The 18,360-nt window shown below is 57.3% G+C and carries 16 protein-coding genes; 4 read left to right on the top strand and 12 right to left on the bottom strand.

What is annotated here, in order from left to right; all coding sequences use genetic code 11:
• Positions 1-291: 291 nt before the first annotated feature.
• Positions 292-552 carry an IS66 family transposase gene (locus KI610_RS20145; RefSeq protein ID WP_226495377.1) on the top strand — a complete coding sequence of 87 codons (261 nt, stop codon included), beginning with the start codon at positions 292-294 and terminating at the stop codon, positions 550-552.
• Here the strand turns inward: KI610_RS20145 and KI610_RS12930 are convergent.
• From KI610_RS12930 to KI610_RS12915, 4 genes are read right to left on the bottom strand one after another with little or no spacing between them, the layout of a single operon-like run.
• On the bottom strand, positions 500-2,116 hold the full coding sequence (locus KI610_RS12930; protein WP_226495376.1) for a non-canonical purine NTP pyrophosphatase: 1,617 nt from the start codon (positions 2,114-2,116) through the stop codon (positions 500-502). The two genes, KI610_RS20145 and KI610_RS12930, sit on opposite strands and share 53 nt — an antisense overlap.
• Positions 2,109-3,107, bottom strand: a complete 999-nt coding sequence (locus tag KI610_RS12925; protein WP_226495375.1) for a beta-ribofuranosylaminobenzene 5'-phosphate synthase family protein — start codon at positions 3,105-3,107, stop codon at positions 2,109-2,111. Before KI610_RS12925 ends, KI610_RS12930 begins: the two co-directional genes overlap by 8 nt.
• Positions 3,094-3,828: a hypothetical protein gene (locus KI610_RS12920; RefSeq protein WP_226495374.1), complete on the bottom strand. Its 735-nt coding sequence runs from the start codon at positions 3,826-3,828 to the stop codon at positions 3,094-3,096. The genes KI610_RS12925 and KI610_RS12920 overlap by 14 nt, the downstream gene beginning before the upstream one ends.
• Positions 3,828-5,024: a DNA adenine methylase gene (locus KI610_RS12915; protein ID WP_226495373.1), complete on the bottom strand. Its 1,197-nt coding sequence runs from the start codon at positions 5,022-5,024 to the stop codon at positions 3,828-3,830. Before KI610_RS12915 ends, KI610_RS12920 begins: the two co-directional genes overlap by 1 nt.
• A 984-nt stretch (positions 5,025-6,008) precedes the next feature.
• On the opposite strand from KI610_RS12915, the gene KI610_RS12910 reads away from it, so the two are divergent.
• Positions 6,009-7,460 (top strand): aminoacyl-histidine dipeptidase, encoded by a 1,452-nt coding sequence (locus KI610_RS12910; RefSeq protein ID WP_226498548.1) that lies wholly within the window; start codon positions 6,009-6,011, stop codon positions 7,458-7,460.
• A 71-nt stretch (positions 7,461-7,531) separates the two neighbouring features.
• Here KI610_RS12910 and KI610_RS12905 read toward each other — a convergent pair whose 3' ends face one another.
• From KI610_RS12905 to dapC, 6 genes are read right to left on the bottom strand one after another with little or no spacing between them, the layout of a single operon-like run.
• Positions 7,532-8,383: a spermine/spermidine synthase domain-containing protein gene (locus tag KI610_RS12905; RefSeq protein ID WP_226495372.1), complete on the bottom strand. Its 852-nt coding sequence runs from the start codon at positions 8,381-8,383 to the stop codon at positions 7,532-7,534.
• 14 nt (positions 8,384-8,397) lie between these two features.
• Positions 8,398-9,294 carry a 50S ribosomal protein L3 N(5)-glutamine methyltransferase gene (gene prmB, locus KI610_RS12900; protein ID WP_226495371.1) on the bottom strand — a complete coding sequence of 299 codons (897 nt, stop codon included), beginning with the start codon at positions 9,292-9,294 and terminating at the stop codon, positions 8,398-8,400.
• A complete protein-coding gene (gene dapE / locus KI610_RS12895) occupies positions 9,291-10,424 on the bottom strand; it encodes a succinyl-diaminopimelate desuccinylase (RefSeq protein ID WP_226495370.1) in 1,134 nt (377 codons plus the stop codon). Before dapE ends, prmB begins: the two co-directional genes overlap by 4 nt.
• The gene (locus tag KI610_RS12890; RefSeq protein ID WP_226495369.1) at positions 10,424-11,611 is read right to left on the bottom strand and encodes a PilT/PilU family type 4a pilus ATPase; all 1,188 of its coding nucleotides are present in this window, start codon (positions 11,609-11,611) and stop codon (positions 10,424-10,426) included. The genes dapE and KI610_RS12890 overlap by 1 nt, the downstream gene beginning before the upstream one ends.
• Before the next feature lie 25 nt (positions 11,612-11,636).
• A complete protein-coding gene (gene dapD / locus KI610_RS12885) occupies positions 11,637-12,455 on the bottom strand; it encodes a 2,3,4,5-tetrahydropyridine-2,6-dicarboxylate N-succinyltransferase (RefSeq protein WP_226495368.1) in 819 nt (272 codons plus the stop codon).
• A 15-nt stretch (positions 12,456-12,470) separates the two neighbouring features.
• Positions 12,471-13,661 (bottom strand): succinyldiaminopimelate transaminase, encoded by a 1,191-nt coding sequence (dapC, locus tag KI610_RS12880; protein WP_226495367.1) that lies wholly within the window; start codon positions 13,659-13,661, stop codon positions 12,471-12,473.
• Positions 13,662-13,744: 83 nt separating this feature from the next.
• Between dapC and KI610_RS12875 the strand changes: the two genes are divergently transcribed.
• Positions 13,745-14,104 carry a hypothetical protein gene (locus KI610_RS12875; RefSeq protein ID WP_226495366.1) on the top strand — a complete coding sequence of 120 codons (360 nt, stop codon included), beginning with the start codon at positions 13,745-13,747 and terminating at the stop codon, positions 14,102-14,104.
• 139 nt (positions 14,105-14,243) lie between these two features.
• Entirely contained in the window at positions 14,244-15,092 is an 849-nt protein-coding gene (locus KI610_RS12870) for a M48 family metalloprotease (RefSeq protein WP_226495365.1), read from the top strand.
• Between the two features lie 65 nt (positions 15,093-15,157).
• Here the strand turns inward: KI610_RS12870 and KI610_RS12865 are convergent, their stop codons facing one another.
• Positions 15,158-17,986, bottom strand: a complete 2,829-nt coding sequence (locus KI610_RS12865) for an NB-ARC domain-containing protein (protein WP_226495364.1) — start codon at positions 17,984-17,986, stop codon at positions 15,158-15,160.
• 18 nt (positions 17,987-18,004) lie between these two features.
• Positions 18,005-18,355 (bottom strand): antibiotic biosynthesis monooxygenase family protein, encoded by a 351-nt coding sequence (locus KI610_RS12860; RefSeq protein WP_226495363.1) that lies wholly within the window; start codon positions 18,353-18,355, stop codon positions 18,005-18,007.
• Positions 18,356-18,360: the final 5 nt, after the last annotated feature.

The raw sequence follows: 18,360 nt of genomic DNA, 5'->3' as shown, positions 1-18,360 counted from the left end.
GGAAATCGAGAAGCCAAGCCGCCGCAGGCGGAGCCATACAGAAGAGTTCAAGCAGGCGGTGATCTATGCCTGTTGCGAGGCCGCGGTGCATCAGTGGCCGCCATTGCGCTGGCCAATGAACTCAATGCGAATCAGGTCGGTCGCTGGATGCGGGAAAGAGGCGTTGAGCCGCCGAGCCGCAGCCTGCAGGCACGGTAGATTCACCGAAGTGCGGTGTAGAACCGGCATTTGTGCCGGCACCGATTCCCCCTATCATCTCAAGCCTCCCCGACATTCGAATCTAAATCAGGCGTGGTCGCTGGCGAGGCCCTGGATTATTTCGGGAAACTCTACGGCGTTGAGCGAGAAGTCATTGAATTCGATGTCGATGAGCGACGACGAATCCGGGAGGTAAAAGCCCGACCGATTGCTGATGAATTGCATGCCTGGCTGACCAGGCAACGGCAGATGGTGCCCAATGGTAACTGCCTATCAAGGTATAGCATTCAAAACAAATCAATTAGAACAAGCCGGGTGCTGCTTTCAACGCCTTCCTTGGGGATTTTCGGCTGAATACTACGCTTTTTGCTCGTGTTAGATAGAGTGCTCGGCTGACACCTGTATTCGAGAGCTTGTAACGAATTTTGTTATTTTCCGCGTGAGCTTCGTAATAGGCATGAAAATCCTGTTGGAAATACCGACTCACATTATTTTTTGATTTTGACTGACCAAATCTTAGATTTACTAATTCAGCGATTTCCCTTGTTGTGTACCCAGATACCTTGTTTTCACTGAGCAAACTTAGCAAGATCAAGTCTTCCAGTTCGCGTTCCCTTGTTGGGTTAGCCTCATTAGGCTGAAGTTCTAGCAAATGCCCACAATGAGTTGAAAATCGACCAAATAAAATATCAAGTGACTCGTCGTTTGTAATGCTCAAACAGCTAGGTAGATGAGGAATTTCTCCTAGCCCCATGTCATTTTCCTGTTCATCCCGATGCACAAAAGAGCCCGCAGTTACATCATCCCTGCCTCTGGCAATGGCACGTTCTAGCCGAATTGATTGGCTAGCATCAAGAAAGATGACCTGCACATCTCTCTCTGGGGTTAATAACTTTTGTAACTCCAGCACTTCCTCAGGTGATCTGAAGCCTGAAACAACCACATTCGAATAGTGTTTTTCCTCTACCTCTTTGGCAATCGCTTTTGGAACTATGGTTGGATCTTGGCTAAGGGCTGATGCTGCAAAGTCACCAATTTTTATACCTGTCCAGATACCGTGCCTACGCCAGAACGCTTGGTACATAAAATCGCTGGCTTCGAGGTGGATGTAGCCTTGCGTATCTCTTAACCACTGCGCTAACCGTGTCTTCCCTGCACAGCTATAACCACAAAGGAGAAAAACAGATGGGGCCTTGGGAATTAGAGAAAGAGGTAGCTGTAATGAGGCATGCTTTTTCGCTTGATTAACGATGCCTGCATTGGAGAGAAAATCGATAGCCTGCTTGAATGCTCGGTAGCGAAAATCAACTGAATTAGCGTCAGAAATGGCTAGGCAACTGATTGGAACACCAAATCCTTCCGGCACAAACCATCGATTAAACGTTCGATTGTCTAGCCATGGATATAGTAGGTTTGGCTTGATTGGAGTTTCACTTGTGACAACCCGTCCCTTGGTCTCTCCGTGAAACCAAACAAACGAATCACCAATTCCCATCGCATGACGAACGCGCTCGGGAATATGCAGAACGATATCGGATCGAACTGTGGCTGATCGATTGCCTCCAGCCTTGAGAATGAGAGCATTAAGCGTCTCAAAATTCATGTCACGCATCCAAAATTTCACGTGAACACCTGGCACGTCAACATCATCTGTGCTCAGCGCATCAACTCTTACCGATGTATCTTCTAAGAAAAAGTGGCCGAAATCATCAGCCCCAAATTTTTTTTTCCATTGATTTAGGGCGCTTTCGTAGCTTTCTCTTAATAGAGCTTCGCGATCATCAAGTCGTGGCTCGTGGTAGCTCCCATAGAATGTTTTTTCCCTGAATCCTGAAATAGTGACGCCCAGTCGGGTGCCGATATACTTGAAGTGAGCAAGCTTTGCTCGGTTCGAGGTGAAAAATACGAGTTCAGACAACGGTGATCTCCCGCCCATGATTTCGAGGTTGCGTTTGAATCAAACGCGCATCAGGGAAGGCTATTCGAATGCGTGAGCAAACCTGGTCGAAGTCCTTTGCCAAGAAATATAAGCTTGGGCCAAGGCTTGTTAATCCGACTGCATCGCAGCCGAGATCACGTAGCTTGCTCATTGTTTTCGTGATCACATCTCCGAATGCCGCAATCTCTGAGCGCTTCCAAATGCATTGCTGGAGGGTATTGATTGCTACGCAGAATGTGGAAAAGTCGTGCGACAAGGCTGAGGAAACCACACCAAATGTAGCGTGGTAAACCGCTTCGTGCACATCTTGCGGCGAAAGCGGACAAACCGATTCGAATACTTGACACTCAGCCTGTGAAGATAGAGGCTGCACATCTGCTGACGTCAATATTCCAACCTTCCAGGAGGGCATAGGCATTGATACGAGAGAGATTGGCAACCGAAAGTTGGTATCAATCGCTCCTGACGGCATGAATGGCTGGCCATCCTCAACCCTGCCTGCATCAAATACCAACCCGCCGTCGAAATAGGTATTGATTCCAATGCCAGAGACACCTCCGCGTCCTGACAGCTGTTGCAATGTCGCTTTGTCTATTGGGTGATTATTTGCAATCAGCAATGCCTCAACACATGAAAGGGTTATTGCTGTTCCAGAGCCAAATCCTGTGTGCCTAGCTATTTCTCCACAGTCAATAAGGCTGATACCAGTGCACAACTCAAGATCAGTAGTAATTTTCTGTAGCCGTGAACTCAACTTGACGATCTCTGGTTCTGTGAACCCAAAACTCCTGAGAACCGAAATATCAGTGTGTTGGCTTGTTGAGAACTTAAGCTTTAGCGATGGTGCATCTACTGAAAACCCGACTCCTCCATTACGCCTATAGCCCTTACCAGACAGGTCTAATAGACAGATATGAAGGCGAGGATAGGCACAAATTGAAATGGTTGAATTAGGCTTACTCAACAGCAAGGCCCCATTCGTGATTGAAGTAGTCGATGTACGGCTTTGCAAATGTTCCGTCGCAAACTGTATGTACCGCAGGCGTATCTTTGCTGCGAATATTCGGAAACTGTGGGCCAACTAAACAGTCATTGTCGATACGGAAGATGTTGTGAGTTGGCGAGTGGTCAAAGTATTTGTATTCAAAACAATCGGGATATTTTGCTTTCAATTCGGAAAGTTGTCTCGCTGCGCTCGCAAATTTTTCTTGTTGCCCAACCTGTCCAAGGTGAGTTTCGTTAGCCACAATAATTCGTACATGTACTTTGCGGTCTAGTGCAGAAAGTAGAACACGATTCGCCTCTATTGGACTACTAGAGGCAGCAAAATCTTCTAAAAAACGAGATGCGGTTCCGCCCATCAGATCAATTTGTTTTTTGGCTTTTTCGATCAATGAACCGTAGTATCGTGCATCATCCCTAGTCATTAAAATTGATTTGACCTTTAAGCCACGAAGGCGAGAAATTTCACGAAACTCTGACCATTGGAGTGTGTACTGAATTAGCGCCACAACAAGGCCTGGCACCATTCCGGAGGCTAAGACGTAAAACAGCCCTTCTGGTGTTGTCCATCCTTTTTCTGCCGGGGCAAATGATTTAAATAGAGCCCAAAACACACCCGTAAGAATGACCAGCAAGAGCAAAATTGCCCAGTGCAAAGGAATTACTAGCCGTTTTTCAAATATAGACATCACTGCTTCCCGATAAACAATAGTTCCGTCCTAGCACGCGTTGATAGACTGCGTTGATAATTTTGTCGAAACACCTCTGTTTGCCGAAAAGTGCTTCTGAAATGTTCCGTTATTTGTTTTTCATCCGGATGGGCATCTGCCACATAGGAGAGAACTACGGTAGATTCGCTGAAATTACTGATAGCTGAATATAAAGATGATTCAAACTCTAATTTTGAATGCCACTCTTCTGGCTCGATACGGTCGGAAAATCCTTTTATCTTGCTCTCTTGATCAATAAGATTTGGCCACTCCTCAAATCGAGCCAAGCCCTCAAGAAAGTGATATCTCGTTAAATAGGACTCTGTGTGGCGATGGGAGTTAAAGTACGGAGGGTCCATGTACACAATGTCGAAATCGCTTCCCAAATTATCAACAGATCCACAAGGCAAAACTGTAATTGGATTCCTGATTAATGTTCGACCGCGAATTAGCTCACCATAGGCCGATAACATGTGTTCCCCAAAACTTTTTTCCCATGTGGCACGGTTGCCAAAACTCACGGGTTGCTCGGAGTATCGGATATTTAGATTGGCTCGATGAAAAAGGTTGTATGGGCGTTTACTTAAACATGCCTGGAACAAGCAATAGAGTAGAACAGCCCTCTCTACTTTGCTTTCCTTTTCCGAAATTTTTTCCATTACTCCATCCAGCCATCTATTTTCTTCCGGCTTGAAATAGAGACCATCAAAAACTTGAGTGACAAAACCATCTCTTGGCTTAACGGTAGCCAAGAATATCTTCATGCGATCAGGATGAAGGCTGACTTCTCCCAAGTCACCAAGTAGCGCTTGGGCCGAGATCTCTTGGAATCGAAATACGTCGTTATACGTTACCTTTTTTCCCAAGTGACTAAAAAGTAGCGATACGGTTCCGGTTCCCCCAAACGCGTCTAAGACCGTAGTCCCACGTAGTTCTTGCAGGTGAGAGAAAAGCCAAGCAAGTTGCTTCCTCTTGCTGCCATAAAACCTCGTCTTGGGAAATTTCGACAACTCGAACTCAACAGATACCGCTGTACGGTGTGATTTCTTTGGCTCTTGGTAGTTACCCCGATGATGATGCTCAGATGGGAAAGAGTTATCACCAACCGAATGATCAGCAGAGTCGATAAATTCTATAGTCATTAAAAAGTCATTTTTAATCGGCGGAGATTCCACGAATTATCCATCAACAAAAACTCCCAAGATAGATGCCAAGTCGGCTCAAAGCTCTTCTTCTAGGCGTAGAGCGAGATCATGCTGCTTTTACGAAAGAGAGGCAAGGAACAACAGGATTGGGCAAGAAGTCGACGGAACCCTGATGCATAAGTTGTCACTCCTGGTCTCAAATTGCCTGTGGCAGGTCTGTACTCAGACCCCGGCCACTTTTCATCGAGGACACCACCGACCGCTTTGGCCGACCTGTTACCGGTGAGCTGACATTCTGGGCGACTGCTCGAGTCAGAAACCTGCCGTTGGTCTGCGGTGACAAGGGATGACGGGAACGGGTCGGGGGTGTGAGTTCGCCGGCCAGCGAAGCGGTCATTGACAGTCATCAGTGGCTGAACGGCAGATGGCCTGAACATTTGCCGCCCGATCCTTGCCACGGTCCCAAGGTCGCCTGTCGTGCCGATAAGGCGCCGTTGCTATCGTCCAGCATTGTCATCATCTGTGGCAGTTTTTCACTAAACTAGGAAAGAGCTTGCTATATGAGGGTAGATGTGACGGTAGACTTTGAAATGAGAAAACGAGAAGTTAGAATTAATACGGCTTTCCAGCCATTGGAAATTATCGAGTAGGATCCTCATGACAGCCGCGTGATGCAGGAGGTGTGGTCATTCGCAAGAAGGCCTACGTCGACAAGGAGTTTGCTACAGCATTGAGTTTTCTTGAAAATGGGTACAGCGGAAGTTCATCTCCCAATTGATCCGTAGCGAGATGAGTGTGACAGCTCTTGTCCAATCTGACTGGTAAAATAGTCGAACTCGGCACACCGCTTAAATGTGTTGGTACTTTTGTTGGTATATTAAAAATAAACTTTCAGTGTTCGTTTCTATTTCTATGTTCTGGAGCGATGTTTGATCCCCATCAGTCGCCCCAGAATTTAACCCCCGCACACCGCAAGGTCTGCGGGGGTTTTCACTTTGGAGTCTGCTCAACGTGATGAACTTGGATATTGCCGCCCTGCAGCCAGCGCTTGTCTGGTCTCATTTTGCGAATTTGTGCGCGATCCCACGCCCTTCAAAGGAGGAGGCGACGCTGCGCGATTCATTGCGGCAGTGGGCGCTGGTGCGTGGTTTGGCGGCGGTGGTCGATGCGGCGGGCAACCTGATTATCCGCAAGCCGGCGAGTGCCGGTGGCGAGGGGCGGCAGGGTGTCGTGCTGCAGGCGCATCTCGACATGGTGTGTCAGAAGAACGCCGATAGCAGTCACGATTTTTTCCGTGATCCGATTGTTCCGGCGTTGCGCGATGGTTGGCTGGTGGCTGAAAAGACGACGCTGGGGGCCGATAACGGGATTGGCGTGGCGCTGATTCTGGCGGCGCTTGAGGATGAAAGTCTTGTTCATGGGCCGCTCGAAGCCTTGCTGACGGTCGATGAAGAGGCCGGCATGGGTGGGGCGCGTGGCCTTGAGCCGGCCGTTTTGCAGGGGCGGCTGATGCTCAATCTTGATACCGAGGCTTGGGGCGAGTTTTATCTCGGCTGCGCCGGTGGGCTGGATGTGAATGTCGAGCGCGCTGGTGTGGCCGAGCCGCTGCCAGCTGGCTTTGAGGTGGTGCAGATTGCGTTGCGTGGCCTGCGTGGCGGGCATTCCGGCGTCGATATCCACGAGGAGCGAGGCAATGCGATCAAGCTGCTGGTTCGTGTTCTGCGCGAGCTGGAGGGCGTGACGCCGCTGCGCTTGGTTGGTCTGGTCGGCGGTTCGGCGCGCAATGCCTTGCCGCGTGAGGCGGTAGCCACGGTGGCTGTGCCTGGCGGTCGGGGCGGAGCATTGGTGAGCTGGCTGGCCGGGATGGAGGTGACCTTGCGGGCCGAGTTGCGCGGGATCGACGAGGGCTTGAACCTCACTGTTACGGTGGCCGAGGCGACGCAGGTCATGGCGGCGGCCGAGCAGGAAATCTGGCTCGGTTCGTTGCATGCGGCACCGCATGGCGTGCGCCGGATGAGCCGGCAGGTGCCGGGCGTGGTCGAGACGTCGAACAATCTGGGCATGGTCGATTTGCACCCGAATGGGGGATCGTGCAACTTTATGGTGCGTTCGCTGATCGGGAGCGGCAGTCTGGCGCTGGCCGATGAAATTGTCAGTTTGTGGGCTTTGAGTGGAACGCACGCCGAGAAATCCGGTTTTTATCCGGGCTGGGCGCCGAATCCGGATTCGGCGTTGCTCAAGCTATGCCAGTCGGTTTATCGGCGCGACTTTGCTGCTGAGTCCAAGGTTCAGGTCATTCATGCCGGGCTGGAGTGCGGCATCATCGGCGACAAGTATCCGGGGATGGATATCGTCTCCTTCGGCCCGACCATCCGTGGCGCGCATGCGCCGGGCGAGCGGGTCGAGATTGCTTCGGTCGAGCGGTGCTGGCGTTTGTTGCGGGCGATTTTGACGGAAATTCGGTAGTCCTCTTGCCGGGAGGCGGGCCAAAACCATTTCAATTTTGGCCGAATTTTCCGGTTGACCGTGGAAGTGGCCTATCGGCGCCGAATGGCCTCGCGGCGGGCCAGACCGAGCTTGGTCGAGCGTTCCATCTTTTGCACGAAGGCGGGGAAGTCGAGGCCGAACTTGGCGCGCAACTCCTTGGCGTAGTTGTGCAGCCAGCGCCAGCGCGGCTCGAAATGACGTTCCTTGAACGCGTAGAGGACGTGGTTGCCGTCGTCCGGCACCGAAATCACGATGACCTGATCGTCAAAAACGTGCATGGCTTCGCCGATCAATCCGGCGTAGGTTTCCTTTTCGCCCGCCAGATTGATGACTAGCACGCCGTTGCCGGAGAGCTTGGCCCAGGCGTTGTCGAAGAATTCGCGGTTGGCCAGGCTGGGGGCAAAGCCGGTCTTGTCGAAGGCGTCGACGAGCAGGGCGTCGATGCCTTTTTCAGTTCTTTCAAGGAATTCGGCACCGTCAGCTTCGAGAACCTGGAGGCGATCATCGTCGGGTGGCATGAGAAAGGTGTCGCGGAAGGCGATGACATTGGGGTCGAGTTCGACGGCCGTCAGTTGCGTGCCGGGCATGCGCTGGTAGCAGAATTTGATCAGCGAGCCGCCGCCGAGACCGATCAGCACGATGCGTTTCGGGCGCGGCTGGAAGAGCAGGAAGGCCATCATTTTCTGCGTGTAGCGGATGGCCAGGTCGTGCGGCGCCTTGAGCGACATTTCGCTCTGCATGAGGCGGACGTTGAAATAGAGGAAACGCGATTTGCCGTCGTCGATGACGAAGGGCTTGGGGTAGCTTTCGTCGAGCAACTGGGCGCGGAGTTCGCCTTCGCGCGCCCATGATGGCTCATGCATGAGCACGGTGCCCGTTTCGACTTCGAACGGGCTGGGCATTTCAAACAACTGGTTCAATCCGGTAGATCGGCGGCGTGAAGCAGGAAGACGAATTCGTCGCCGGCAGCAGTGTCGAGCCAGGTGAAGGGCAGCGTCGGGTAGGCGGCTTCGAGGTCGTCGCGGTTGTGGCCGATTTCGACGATCAGGATGCCGTTTTCAGTCAGGTGCTTCTTGGCTTCGCGCAGGATGATGCGCGTGAAATCGAGGCCGTCTTGACCGGAGCCGAGCGCCAGTTCCGGTTCATGCAGGTATTCCGGCGGCAGTGCGGCAACCGATTCGGCATTGACGTAGGGCGGATTCGAGATGATCAGGTCGAACTTGCGGCCGGCCAGCTTGGTGAAGGCGTCGGACTGGATCAGCTCGACGCGGTCGGTCAGGTGGTAGTCGGCGACATTACGCTCGGCGACGGCGAGGGCATCTTCGGACAGGTCGACCGCAGCAACCTCGGCATTCGGGAAGGCGAGGGCGGTCAGGATGGCCAGGCAGCCGGAACCGGTGCACAGGTCGAGGGCGGACTCGATGGCCCATGGATCGTCGATCCACGGCGTGAGCTGTTCATCGAGCAGTTCGGCGATAAAGGAGCGCGGCACGATGACGCGGTCGTCGACATAAAAACGGTGCTCCCCGAGCCAGGCTTCGTGGGTCAGGTAGGCGGCGGGCAGGCGGTCCTGGCAGCGGCGCGCGTAGATGTCGAGCAGCAGTTCGCGCTCATGCGGCAGCAGGCGGGCGTCGAGGAAGGGTTCGAGGCGGTCGAGCGGCAGGTTCAGCGTGTGCAGGGTCAGATAAACCGCTTCGTCCCAGGCGTTGTCGCTGCCGTGACCGAAGAAGAGCTGGGCGGCGTTGAAGCGGCTGACGGCATAACGGATGTAGTCGCGAACGGTGAACAGTTCGGTTTTGGCGGCAGTGGTCATGCGGTCAGGAGTTGTTCGAGGATGCGGTGGTAAATGGCCGAGAGCTTGGGCAGGGAATCGACGGCGATGCACTCGTCGATCTTGTGGCTGGTCGCATTGACCGGGCCGATTTCGAGCATCTGCTTGCAGATTTCGGCGATGAAGCGTCCGTCCGAGGTGCCGCCGGTGGTCGATAGCTCGGTGTCAATGCCGCAAACCTCGCGGATGGCTACGGTCGCCGCATCGGCCAGCGGACCACGGCCGGTCAGGAAGGGGCGGGCGCCCAGCGTCCAGTGGATGTCGTAGTCCAGATTGTGTTTTTCGAGGATGGCGCGCAGGCGCTGCTGCAGGCCTTCCGGCGTGCTGGCCGTGGAAAAGCGGAAATTGAATTTGATTTCCAGTTGACCGGGGATGACGTTGGTCGCACCGGTGCCGCCGTGGATGTTGGAGACCTGCCAGGTGGTCGGCGGGAAATATTCGTTGCCTTCATCCCAGAGCGTCGCGGCCAGTTCGGCCAGGGCCGGGGCGGCTTCGTGGATAGGGTTGCGACCTTTTTCCGGGTAGGCGATGTGGCACTGAATGCCCTTGACCGTCAGCACGCCGGAGAGGGAGCCGCGGCGGCCATTCTTGATCATGTCGCCGAGGGTGTTGACCGAGGTCGGTTCGCCAATGATGCAGAAATCGAGCGTTTCACCGCGTGCCTTGAGCGCTTCGACAACGATGGTGGTGCCGTCGACCGCGTCGCCTTCTTCGTCCGAGGTCAGCAGGAAGGCGAGGGAGCCGGGATGATTCGGGTGGGCAGCGATGAAGGCTTCGACGGCAGTCACCGAAGCGGCGACCGATGACTTCATGTCGGCCGTGCCACGGCCGTAGAGCATGCCGTCACGGACTTCCGGGGCGAAGGGCGGCGAGCTCCACTTGTCGAGCGGGCCGGTCGGCACGACATCAGTGTGGCCGGCGAAGACGAAAAGCGGTGCCACTGTGCCGCGCCGGGCCCAGAGGTTGGTGACGCCGTTGCGGTTGATGAATTCGATGCTGAAACCGAGCGGTTTGAGGCGTTCGGTGATGATTTCCATGCAGCCGCCGTCTTCCGGCGTGACCGAGTGGCAGGAGATGATCTGCCGGGCCAGTTCAAACGTGGGGTCCGACATCAGTGGGTTTCTTCGTCGTGGTCGGCCAGGCTCAGCGTGAATTCCTTGAAGGAGGTGCCGGCTTCGCTGGTGCTGTCGAATTCGAGCGCGACGTCGGTCTTGCGGTCGTCCTTGCCGTTGGTGCTGCCGAATTCGGAATTGTTGATGAGCCACGACAGGTTGGTCGGCGAATCGGCGTTGGCCAGTGCTTCGTCGATGGTGATGGTGCCGCCGCTGTACAAGTTGAACAGGTCCTGCTCGAAAGTCTGCGATCCCGGGGCCAGCGTTTGCTCCATGGCGTCCTTGATGCCCTGGACTTCGCCGCGCTCGATCAGTTCGCTGATGTGGCGGGTGTTGAGCATGATTTCGCAGGTCGGAATGCGCTTGCCGTCCGGTTTCTTGACCAGGCGCTGGGAGGCAATGGCGCGCAGGGCGACCGACAGGTCGAGGAAGAGCGCCGGCCGGTTTTCGAGCGGGAAGAAGCTGATGATGCGGTTCAGTGCGTGGTACGAGTTGTTGGCGTGCAGCGTGGCCAGGCACAGGTGACCTGTCTGGGCGTAGGCGATGGCGGCCTGCATGGTTTCCTTGTCGCGGATTTCGCCGATCAGGATACAGTCCGGGGCCTGGCGCATGGCGTTCTTGAGCGCCGATTGCCAGTCCATCGTGTCCATGCCGATTTCGCGCTGGTTGACGATGGATTTCTTGTGCTTGAAGAGGAATTCGATCGGGTCTTCAACCGTCAGAATGTGGCCTGAACGGTTGGCATTGCGGTGGTCGAGCATCGAGGCGATGGTCGTCGACTTGCCTGAGCCGGTGGCGCCGACGATCAGGATCAGGCCGCGCTTTTCCATGATCAGCTCGCCGAGGATCATGGGCAGGCCGAGTTCATCGAGCGGCGGGATGTTGCCGAGGATGAAGCGGATGACGATGCTCGTCGAGCCGCGCTGGCGGAAGATATTGACGCGGAAGTTGCCGACGTTGGGCACACCGAAGGAGAGGTTCATCTCCCAGCTCGCCTCGAAGGTCTTGATCTGGTCCGGCGACATCAGTTCGTAGGCGATCTTCTCGATCATGTCCGGCAGCATGACCTGCTGGTTGACCGGGAGCGTGTTGCCCTGGATCTTGATGTGGATCGGCGCGCCTGCGGATATGAAGATATCCGAGGCCTGCTTTTCAGCCATCAACTGGAACAGTTTGTCGAGAATCATGACAAGACCTTCTTGGTGGTTTGACTTACGGGCGCAGCAGCTCGTTGATGCTGGTCTTCGAGCGGGTTTGTGCGTCGACCTTCTTGACGATGATCGCGGCATACAGGCTATACGCGCCGTTGGCCTTCGGCAAGGTGCCGCTGATCACGACCGATCCGGGTGGTACGCGACCGTAGGTGACTTCGCCGGTTTCGCGGTCGTAGATCGGGGTGCTCTGGCCGATATAGACGCCCATGGACAGCACCGAGTTCTCGCCGATGATGACGCCTTCGACGACTTCCGAACGGGCGCCGATGAAGCAGTTGTCTTCGATGATGGTCGGGTTGGCCTGCAGCGGCTCAAGGACGCCGCCGATGCCGACGCCGCCGGAGAGGTGCACGTTCTTGCCAATCTGCGCGCAGGAACCGACGGTGACCCAGGTGTCGACCATCGTCGCTTCATCGACGTAGGCGCCGATGTTGACGAAGGACGGCATGAGCACGGCGTTCTTGGCGACGTAGGAACCCTTGCGGACAATGGTGCCCGGGACGACGCGGAAGCCGCCCTGGCGGAACTGCTCTTCGGTCCAGCCTTCGAACTTGGTGTCGACCTTGTCGTAGAAGCGAACGTCGCCGGATTCCTGGACGCGGTTGTCGCGCACGCGGAAGGAAAGCAGCACGGCCTTCTTGATCCACTGGTGGGTGACCCAGTCGCCGTCGATCTTTTCGGCGACGCGCAGGGCGCCGGAGTCGAGCATGCCGACCACCTGGTTGATGGCGGCGACGGTGTCGACCGGGGATTGCGGGGACAGCTCGGTGCGGCGTTCCCAGAGTTCTTCGATGATGGCTTGCAGGGGATGGCTCATGGATGTTCTCTCTGTTTACAGTTGTTGTGCGAATTGACGGATGCGCCGGGTCGCTTCCAGACACTCGTCGAGTGAGGCGACCAGCGCGATACGAATGAAATTGGCCCCCGGATTGACGCCGCGGACTTCGCGCGCCAGGAAGCTGCCGGGCAGGACCACGACATTATAGTGTTCGAGCAGGCCGCGGGCGAACTCGGTGTCGGCGATGGGCGTCTTCGCCCACAGGTAGAAGCTGGCGTCCGGCATGCCGGTGCCGAGCACTTCGGCAATCAGCGGCGTGCAGGCAGCGAACTTCTCGCGATACTGGTTGCGGTTGTCGAGGACATGCGCCTCGTCGTTCCAGGCGGCGATGGAGGCCGTCTGCACCGGCGGCGACATGGCGCAGCCCTGGTAGGTGCGGAACAGCAGGTATTTCTTGAGGATGGCCGCGTCGCCGGCGACGAAGCCGGAGCGCATCCCCGGCACGTTGGAGCGCTTGGACAGGCTGGAGAACATGACCAGCCGTTCGTTCGAGCGACCGAGCAGCTTGGCCGCCTGCAGGCCGCCGATGGGCGGGTTGGCTTCGTCGAAGTAGATTTCCGAATAGCACTCGTCGGAGGCGATGACGAAACCGTACTTGTCGGATAGCGCGAACAGCGTTTTCCAGTCTTCCAGCGACAGGACCTTGCCGGTCGGGTTGCCCGGTGAGCAGACGTAGAAGAGCTGGACGCGCGACCATTCTTCTTCACTCAGGCTGGCGTAGTCGAAGGCGAAATCGTTGTCCGGCAGGTTGTTGAGGAAACGCGGCTCGGCGCCGGACAGATAGGCGGCACCTTCGTAGATCTGGTAGAACGGGTTCGGGCTGACGACGAGCGGCGCATGGCCTCGGCTGGTATCAATCACCGTTTGCGCGAAAGAAAACAACGCTTCGCGCGAGCCATTGACCGGCAGGATTTCGGTTTCCGGATTGAGCGCCAGATCGTAACGACGCTGGCACCAGGCAGCGATGGCTTGACGCAATGCCGGAACGCCCTGCGTCGTCGGGTAGTTTGCCAGGCCCTTCAGACCGTTGGCCAGCGCGTCGATGATGAAGGCCGGCGTCGGGTGCTGCGGCTCGCCGATGGAGAGCTTGATCTCCTTGAGCTGGGGGTTGGGCGTGACGCCGGCGAACAGGGCGCGCAGCTTTTCGAAGGGGTAGGGCTGGAGTTGGGCGAGATGCGAATTCACGTCGGGCGTCGAATGGGTGTAAAAATGTCAATTATCCTCGAAAACCTCAACGCTGCCTTGTGAACAAACGCGGAATTCCCCTGTTGATTTTCATGTCCTTGCTGCTCGCCGCATGCGCCATCGGCTATCAGGCCCGCGGCAACCTCAGCGATGTGCCGGGCGAGCTGCGCGGCAAGGGCTTTCCCGGTAATGCGAGCGGTGGCGGGCGGTTCATTCTGGCTGACAGCGGCGGTCGTCTGCAGTGCGACGGACAACTGTCGCCGCCGGACATTTCGCCTAACCCCGGCAGTTGTGCGGGCGAAGCCGGGAAAGGCGTCGTCCGCTGCAACGACGGCAGGGAGATGGCGGTGCGGTGGACGGCGACCACCTGCCGCTCATTCGAGGGTAGCGGCGAGGATAAATTTGGAAATCGGCTGATTTTTCGGGTTGACCGTAGGAATTAGGCCACCGCTCGCAACTTGGAATGCCTTCCAGGGTCGAACCGTTAACGTCAATTGATTGAAGAAGGCGGGTGCGGCTGAGTTTTGTTCGATGCCGCGGATTATGTGGCTGGCGAGAATTTCAGGTTATGGGGCTGTGGTCATGCAACTTTGCCTGGCTGCTTGCTCAATGACACCCGTTATGGATCGGCCTCGAATCGTTGATGTTCCGCTGGCCGGTGTCCAGTCTGACATCGAGTTCAGCATTACCAGCGCCTCACTAGCCGATATATCCTGCGCAGTAAATTCTGCTTGCACCACCGAGGCTGGGCAGGGTGGCGGAAGGTTTATTGTCCGGGACGTCGAACGGATTGCCGGCCTCCTGGAAAAAGGGGCTTTGAAGCAGTATCCCGATCTGGCGTGGTGTACCCCAAAATTGGCCGGTGGATGTTTTGATGTTTATGTCGTCGAGGGTGATGAGCCGGGTAGTTCATCCAGCGCCAACGGTCGCATCGCCCTGCATGCGGCGCTCGGCCGATGGCAGGCTTACGACGGCGTGCTGGCCTTCGTGATTGCGCGTGAAATGGGCCATGTGATCGCCCGTCACCACGAAGAAAACTCGTCGGTCAGCATTGCCACTACCGTCCTCTTGAATATTTTCATGCCGGTCAGCGGGCTGTTCAAGAGCCTGATGTCGATGGGTGGGGCGAGGCTTGCTGCGAATAGCAATCGCGATGTGCAGGCGATGGAGGCCGATGCCATCTCCTTCAAGCTGCTTGAGGCCTCTGGCTTTCGCCCGAAGGATGTTGCCAGGAGCCTGCTTATGGTGCCGGTGGCGCTCGATGAAAGCTCGTGGTCGAAAGCGTTCAGAAAATCATCGAACTACTTTGTGGCGGCAGTCCGTACGTCGGAATCCGCCGTCGCCTCGGCCAAGGCCATGAAATCCAGTGATCGCCGAGCGCTGGCGGCGGATAAAAAATGCTCCCTGAAAACGGTCGATTTTCCGTGTTGACCGCGGGAGGTAGTTTGAGCCGCTGATTGGTCGGTACGGTTGCTTTGTAACGGGCGCCTTGCCCCTTATTTGCCGGCCTGATTCAATTTGTCGAGAGCGGTGGCCAGCGAGGGGATGATCGCCTCGACTTCCCTGGCGTAGTCGGCTGCCCCGCTCAGGATGTCGCCGGTGATGGGCGGCGGGAAGAGGGCGGCCGCGATGGCGACGGGATCGGCATTGCTCAGCGCGTCAGCCAAGCCGTTGGCGGTCGTTTGTTCCGGATGGCGTTGCCAGTAAAACTGCCAATAGTTGAGCATCGTCTCGCAGAGCGTCGTGCCGGCGGCCTGGTCAGTGCCGGCAAGGTTGGCGGCCTGCCCGGCGATGCGGCTGGTGATTTCCTGATAGAAGGCCATGGTGTAGGTATCGGCGGGTTCAGGAATCGCCTGGAAGGCGTAGGCATAGAAAGTCGCCCGCAGGTAGTGCTGGGCGGCCAGCGCATGCTGTTGGCCGGCGATGGCCAGGTCGCCGAGCAGTCGGTAATTGTTGGCGAGCAGTTCGGAGTCGCGTTCGGCCAACGGCGCATCCTCGCCCCCGGCGGCGCAGCCGGCTTCGGTCAGCGAGCGCCGGGCATATTCTGCCGAATCGTCGAGGCTGCCTTGCTCGAGGAGATATTGGGCGACATAGAAACAGAGCCAGGCCGCCACCCAGAGGTCGCCATCGAGATGGAAAATGTCGTGGGCGGCAGCATAGCGTTTGAGGGCGCCCTCGTGGTCGTGGCGGCCGTAGGCGTAGGCCTCGGCCAACAGGAAGTCGGTGAAACCGCGCACCCGGCGGGCGTCTTCATCGCGGATGGCGGAAATTTCGCCTTCCAGCCCGAGGCCTTGCCGCAGACGGGTGAGCGAGCGTTCGACCTCGTTCCAGTTGCCGCGGGCGGCCTTTTCGTAGCCTTCCGGGTAGGCGCTCTGAAACGCGGCGAGTTGATCGAGTCCCTGGCGCACCTTGGGATCGACGCTGCGCCGTTGCTGCCATTCGAGCAGGAGGCGTTCGCAGAAGGGGAAGCGCTGGTAATAGCCCCACCACCAGAAGGCGTCGAAATAGACACGCAGGAATGCCTGCACGCTGCTCACCGCGTTGCCGGCATGGGCCAGATGGTAGAGCCAGGCGTCCTTGGTCGCCTGCCAGTCGGTCTGTTCGTAGCGGTACCAGCCAAGGTAGGCGACCGGGTTGTCGTCGATGTCCTGCTGCAATTGCCGGGCGTAGTAATTGACGGCCTGGTGGTGCAGCGCCTGGGATTCGGTCAGCGGCAGCCTGGTCCGGGCATATTCGGCGATCACCCGGTGCATGGTGTATTCGCCGTCGCCGTAATGCTCGATCAGGCCGATGTCGCTCAGGTCATACAGCACGGCCGCTTCGGTGCCGGCAACTTGCCGGGCGATGTCCTTGGAAAAGGTGTTGGGCTTGGGACGGAAGATGGCGAGGTTGAGGATGGCCTGTCGCGCATCGTCGGTGCGCAGGGCGGCGAAGCTGACTTCGATGATTTCGGCCAGCGAATGCGCTCCGGCCTCTTCGTCGGGGTTGATTTCGAGGCGGTGGCCGGCTTCGGCCATGGTCTGGAAGGCGCTTGCAGTGCGGTCGGGGTCGCCGTCCGACGATTCGCGGCGCAGGTATTTGCCGATCAGGACCAGGGCCAGCGGCAGTCCATAGACGGCGCTGACCAGATTGCTCGCCCCATCAGGGTCGTAGGCGACTGCCTTCGGGGCGATCTCGGTGAGTAGCGCGAGGCCGGTCGTGGCGTCGAGTTCCGGTACCAGTTCGGGGTCGCCGAGCATGGCGGCGACGTCCTTGCAGCGCGTGGTGATGATGAAGACGCCGCGCGGGACGAGGTGCATGAATTCCCGGGCTGCCTTGTTCTGCCAGACATCGTCGAGAACGACCAGAATCCGGCGATTGCCGATCGCTGCCTTGACCGTCGCTTTCCAGTCGTCGATGCTGGCCAGGCTGGCCTTGCGTTCGTCGGGAACCTGCAAGGCCGTGGCCCAGCGGCGTAGTTGTTCGCCGACCATGGGCTGGCGTCCGAGGTCGGCCCACAGTACGCCGTCGAAGTGGTCGAGCAGGCGCTGGCGATCGGCCAGCAGGGCTTGGGCGACTGTCGTTTTGCCGACGCCGGGCAGGAACAGCAGGCTCTGGCTTTTGCCGGCGATGGCCCGTTCCCAGACCTGGCGAACCAGTTCATCACGGCCGACGATGGCGTGGTCGCGGTCGACCTCGGGGGCCAGGAAGGGCGGTTCGATATCGGGTGAAGGTGGTGGCGCCGCAACCGGCACGGCCCCTGGCTGGCGATCCAGGTACGCCGTGAAACAGGCGCTCAGGAGCTTGCGGAACAAGGCGGCGAATTCCGCCGGGTCGGCGTAGTCGTGGCGGCCGCCGGCGGCCGAGCCGTCGGTATTCTGGAGGCGCTCGAGAAAGCTGCCGACCGCCCGGTATTGCTTGAGCTTGGCGTCGAAATCGGGATCGTCGAGCTCGACCCGGGGCTTTTCGCTGCGCCGGAATATCCAGACCTCCTTGCCGGCGGCCAGTGCATTTTCGTATTCCGACACGGTGCCGGATTCGTAGCGGCTGCCATCGCTGCGCACGCAATCGGCCGAAACCGGGGTGCCGAGCCGGCTCCACAGGATGACGATGGTCAGGTCGCAGGCGCTGGCCGGTCCCTTGTAAAGATTGACGCCGAGTTGCGGGGTGATGCCGGCCGGCATGGGCGACGGCGCATCGGGGTCGTCGTAGGCAATCGCTTCGCTGGTGATCTTGCCGCGATAGGCCGGGTCGCGCGGCAGGGATTCGATGACTTCGCGGGCCAGACGCCGCTCGTCGCCGACATCGCCGGGTGAGGAAATGAAAATTCTCAGATGAAGCGGCACACTCGCTGTCACGGCGTGCTAGTCCACGACGTGCCGGCCGCTGGCATCGAACCGGTAACTGCGGACCGGGGCGCAGACCTGGACCTGGTAGGACGCAAAGTATTTCTGCCGGCCATGCTCCTGGGCCGCCAGATGCTCCGGATTGTCGCGCCAGGCGATGAGGGTTTCCAGACTGTCGAATTCGACGATGGAGACGTTTTCGCCATCGGCTGCAGCGAAATCCTTGTAGGAAATGAAGCCGGGCATGGCCGAGGCGATTTCGAACATCCGTTCGCCCAGCGCGGTCAGGGCTTGTTCGTCGATGCCATCCTTGAGTCGGGTACGGAAAACGATGACCACCATGGCTGCCTCCTTCCGGATCGGAATCATGAACC

It is taken from the genome of Ferribacterium limneticum (assembly GCF_020510565.1).
Lineage (GTDB): Bacteria > Pseudomonadota > Gammaproteobacteria > Burkholderiales > Rhodocyclaceae > Azonexus > Azonexus limneticus_B.
The sequence above is the reverse complement of the archived record's forward strand: the minus strand, read 5'-3'. Positions and strand labels throughout refer to the sequence as shown.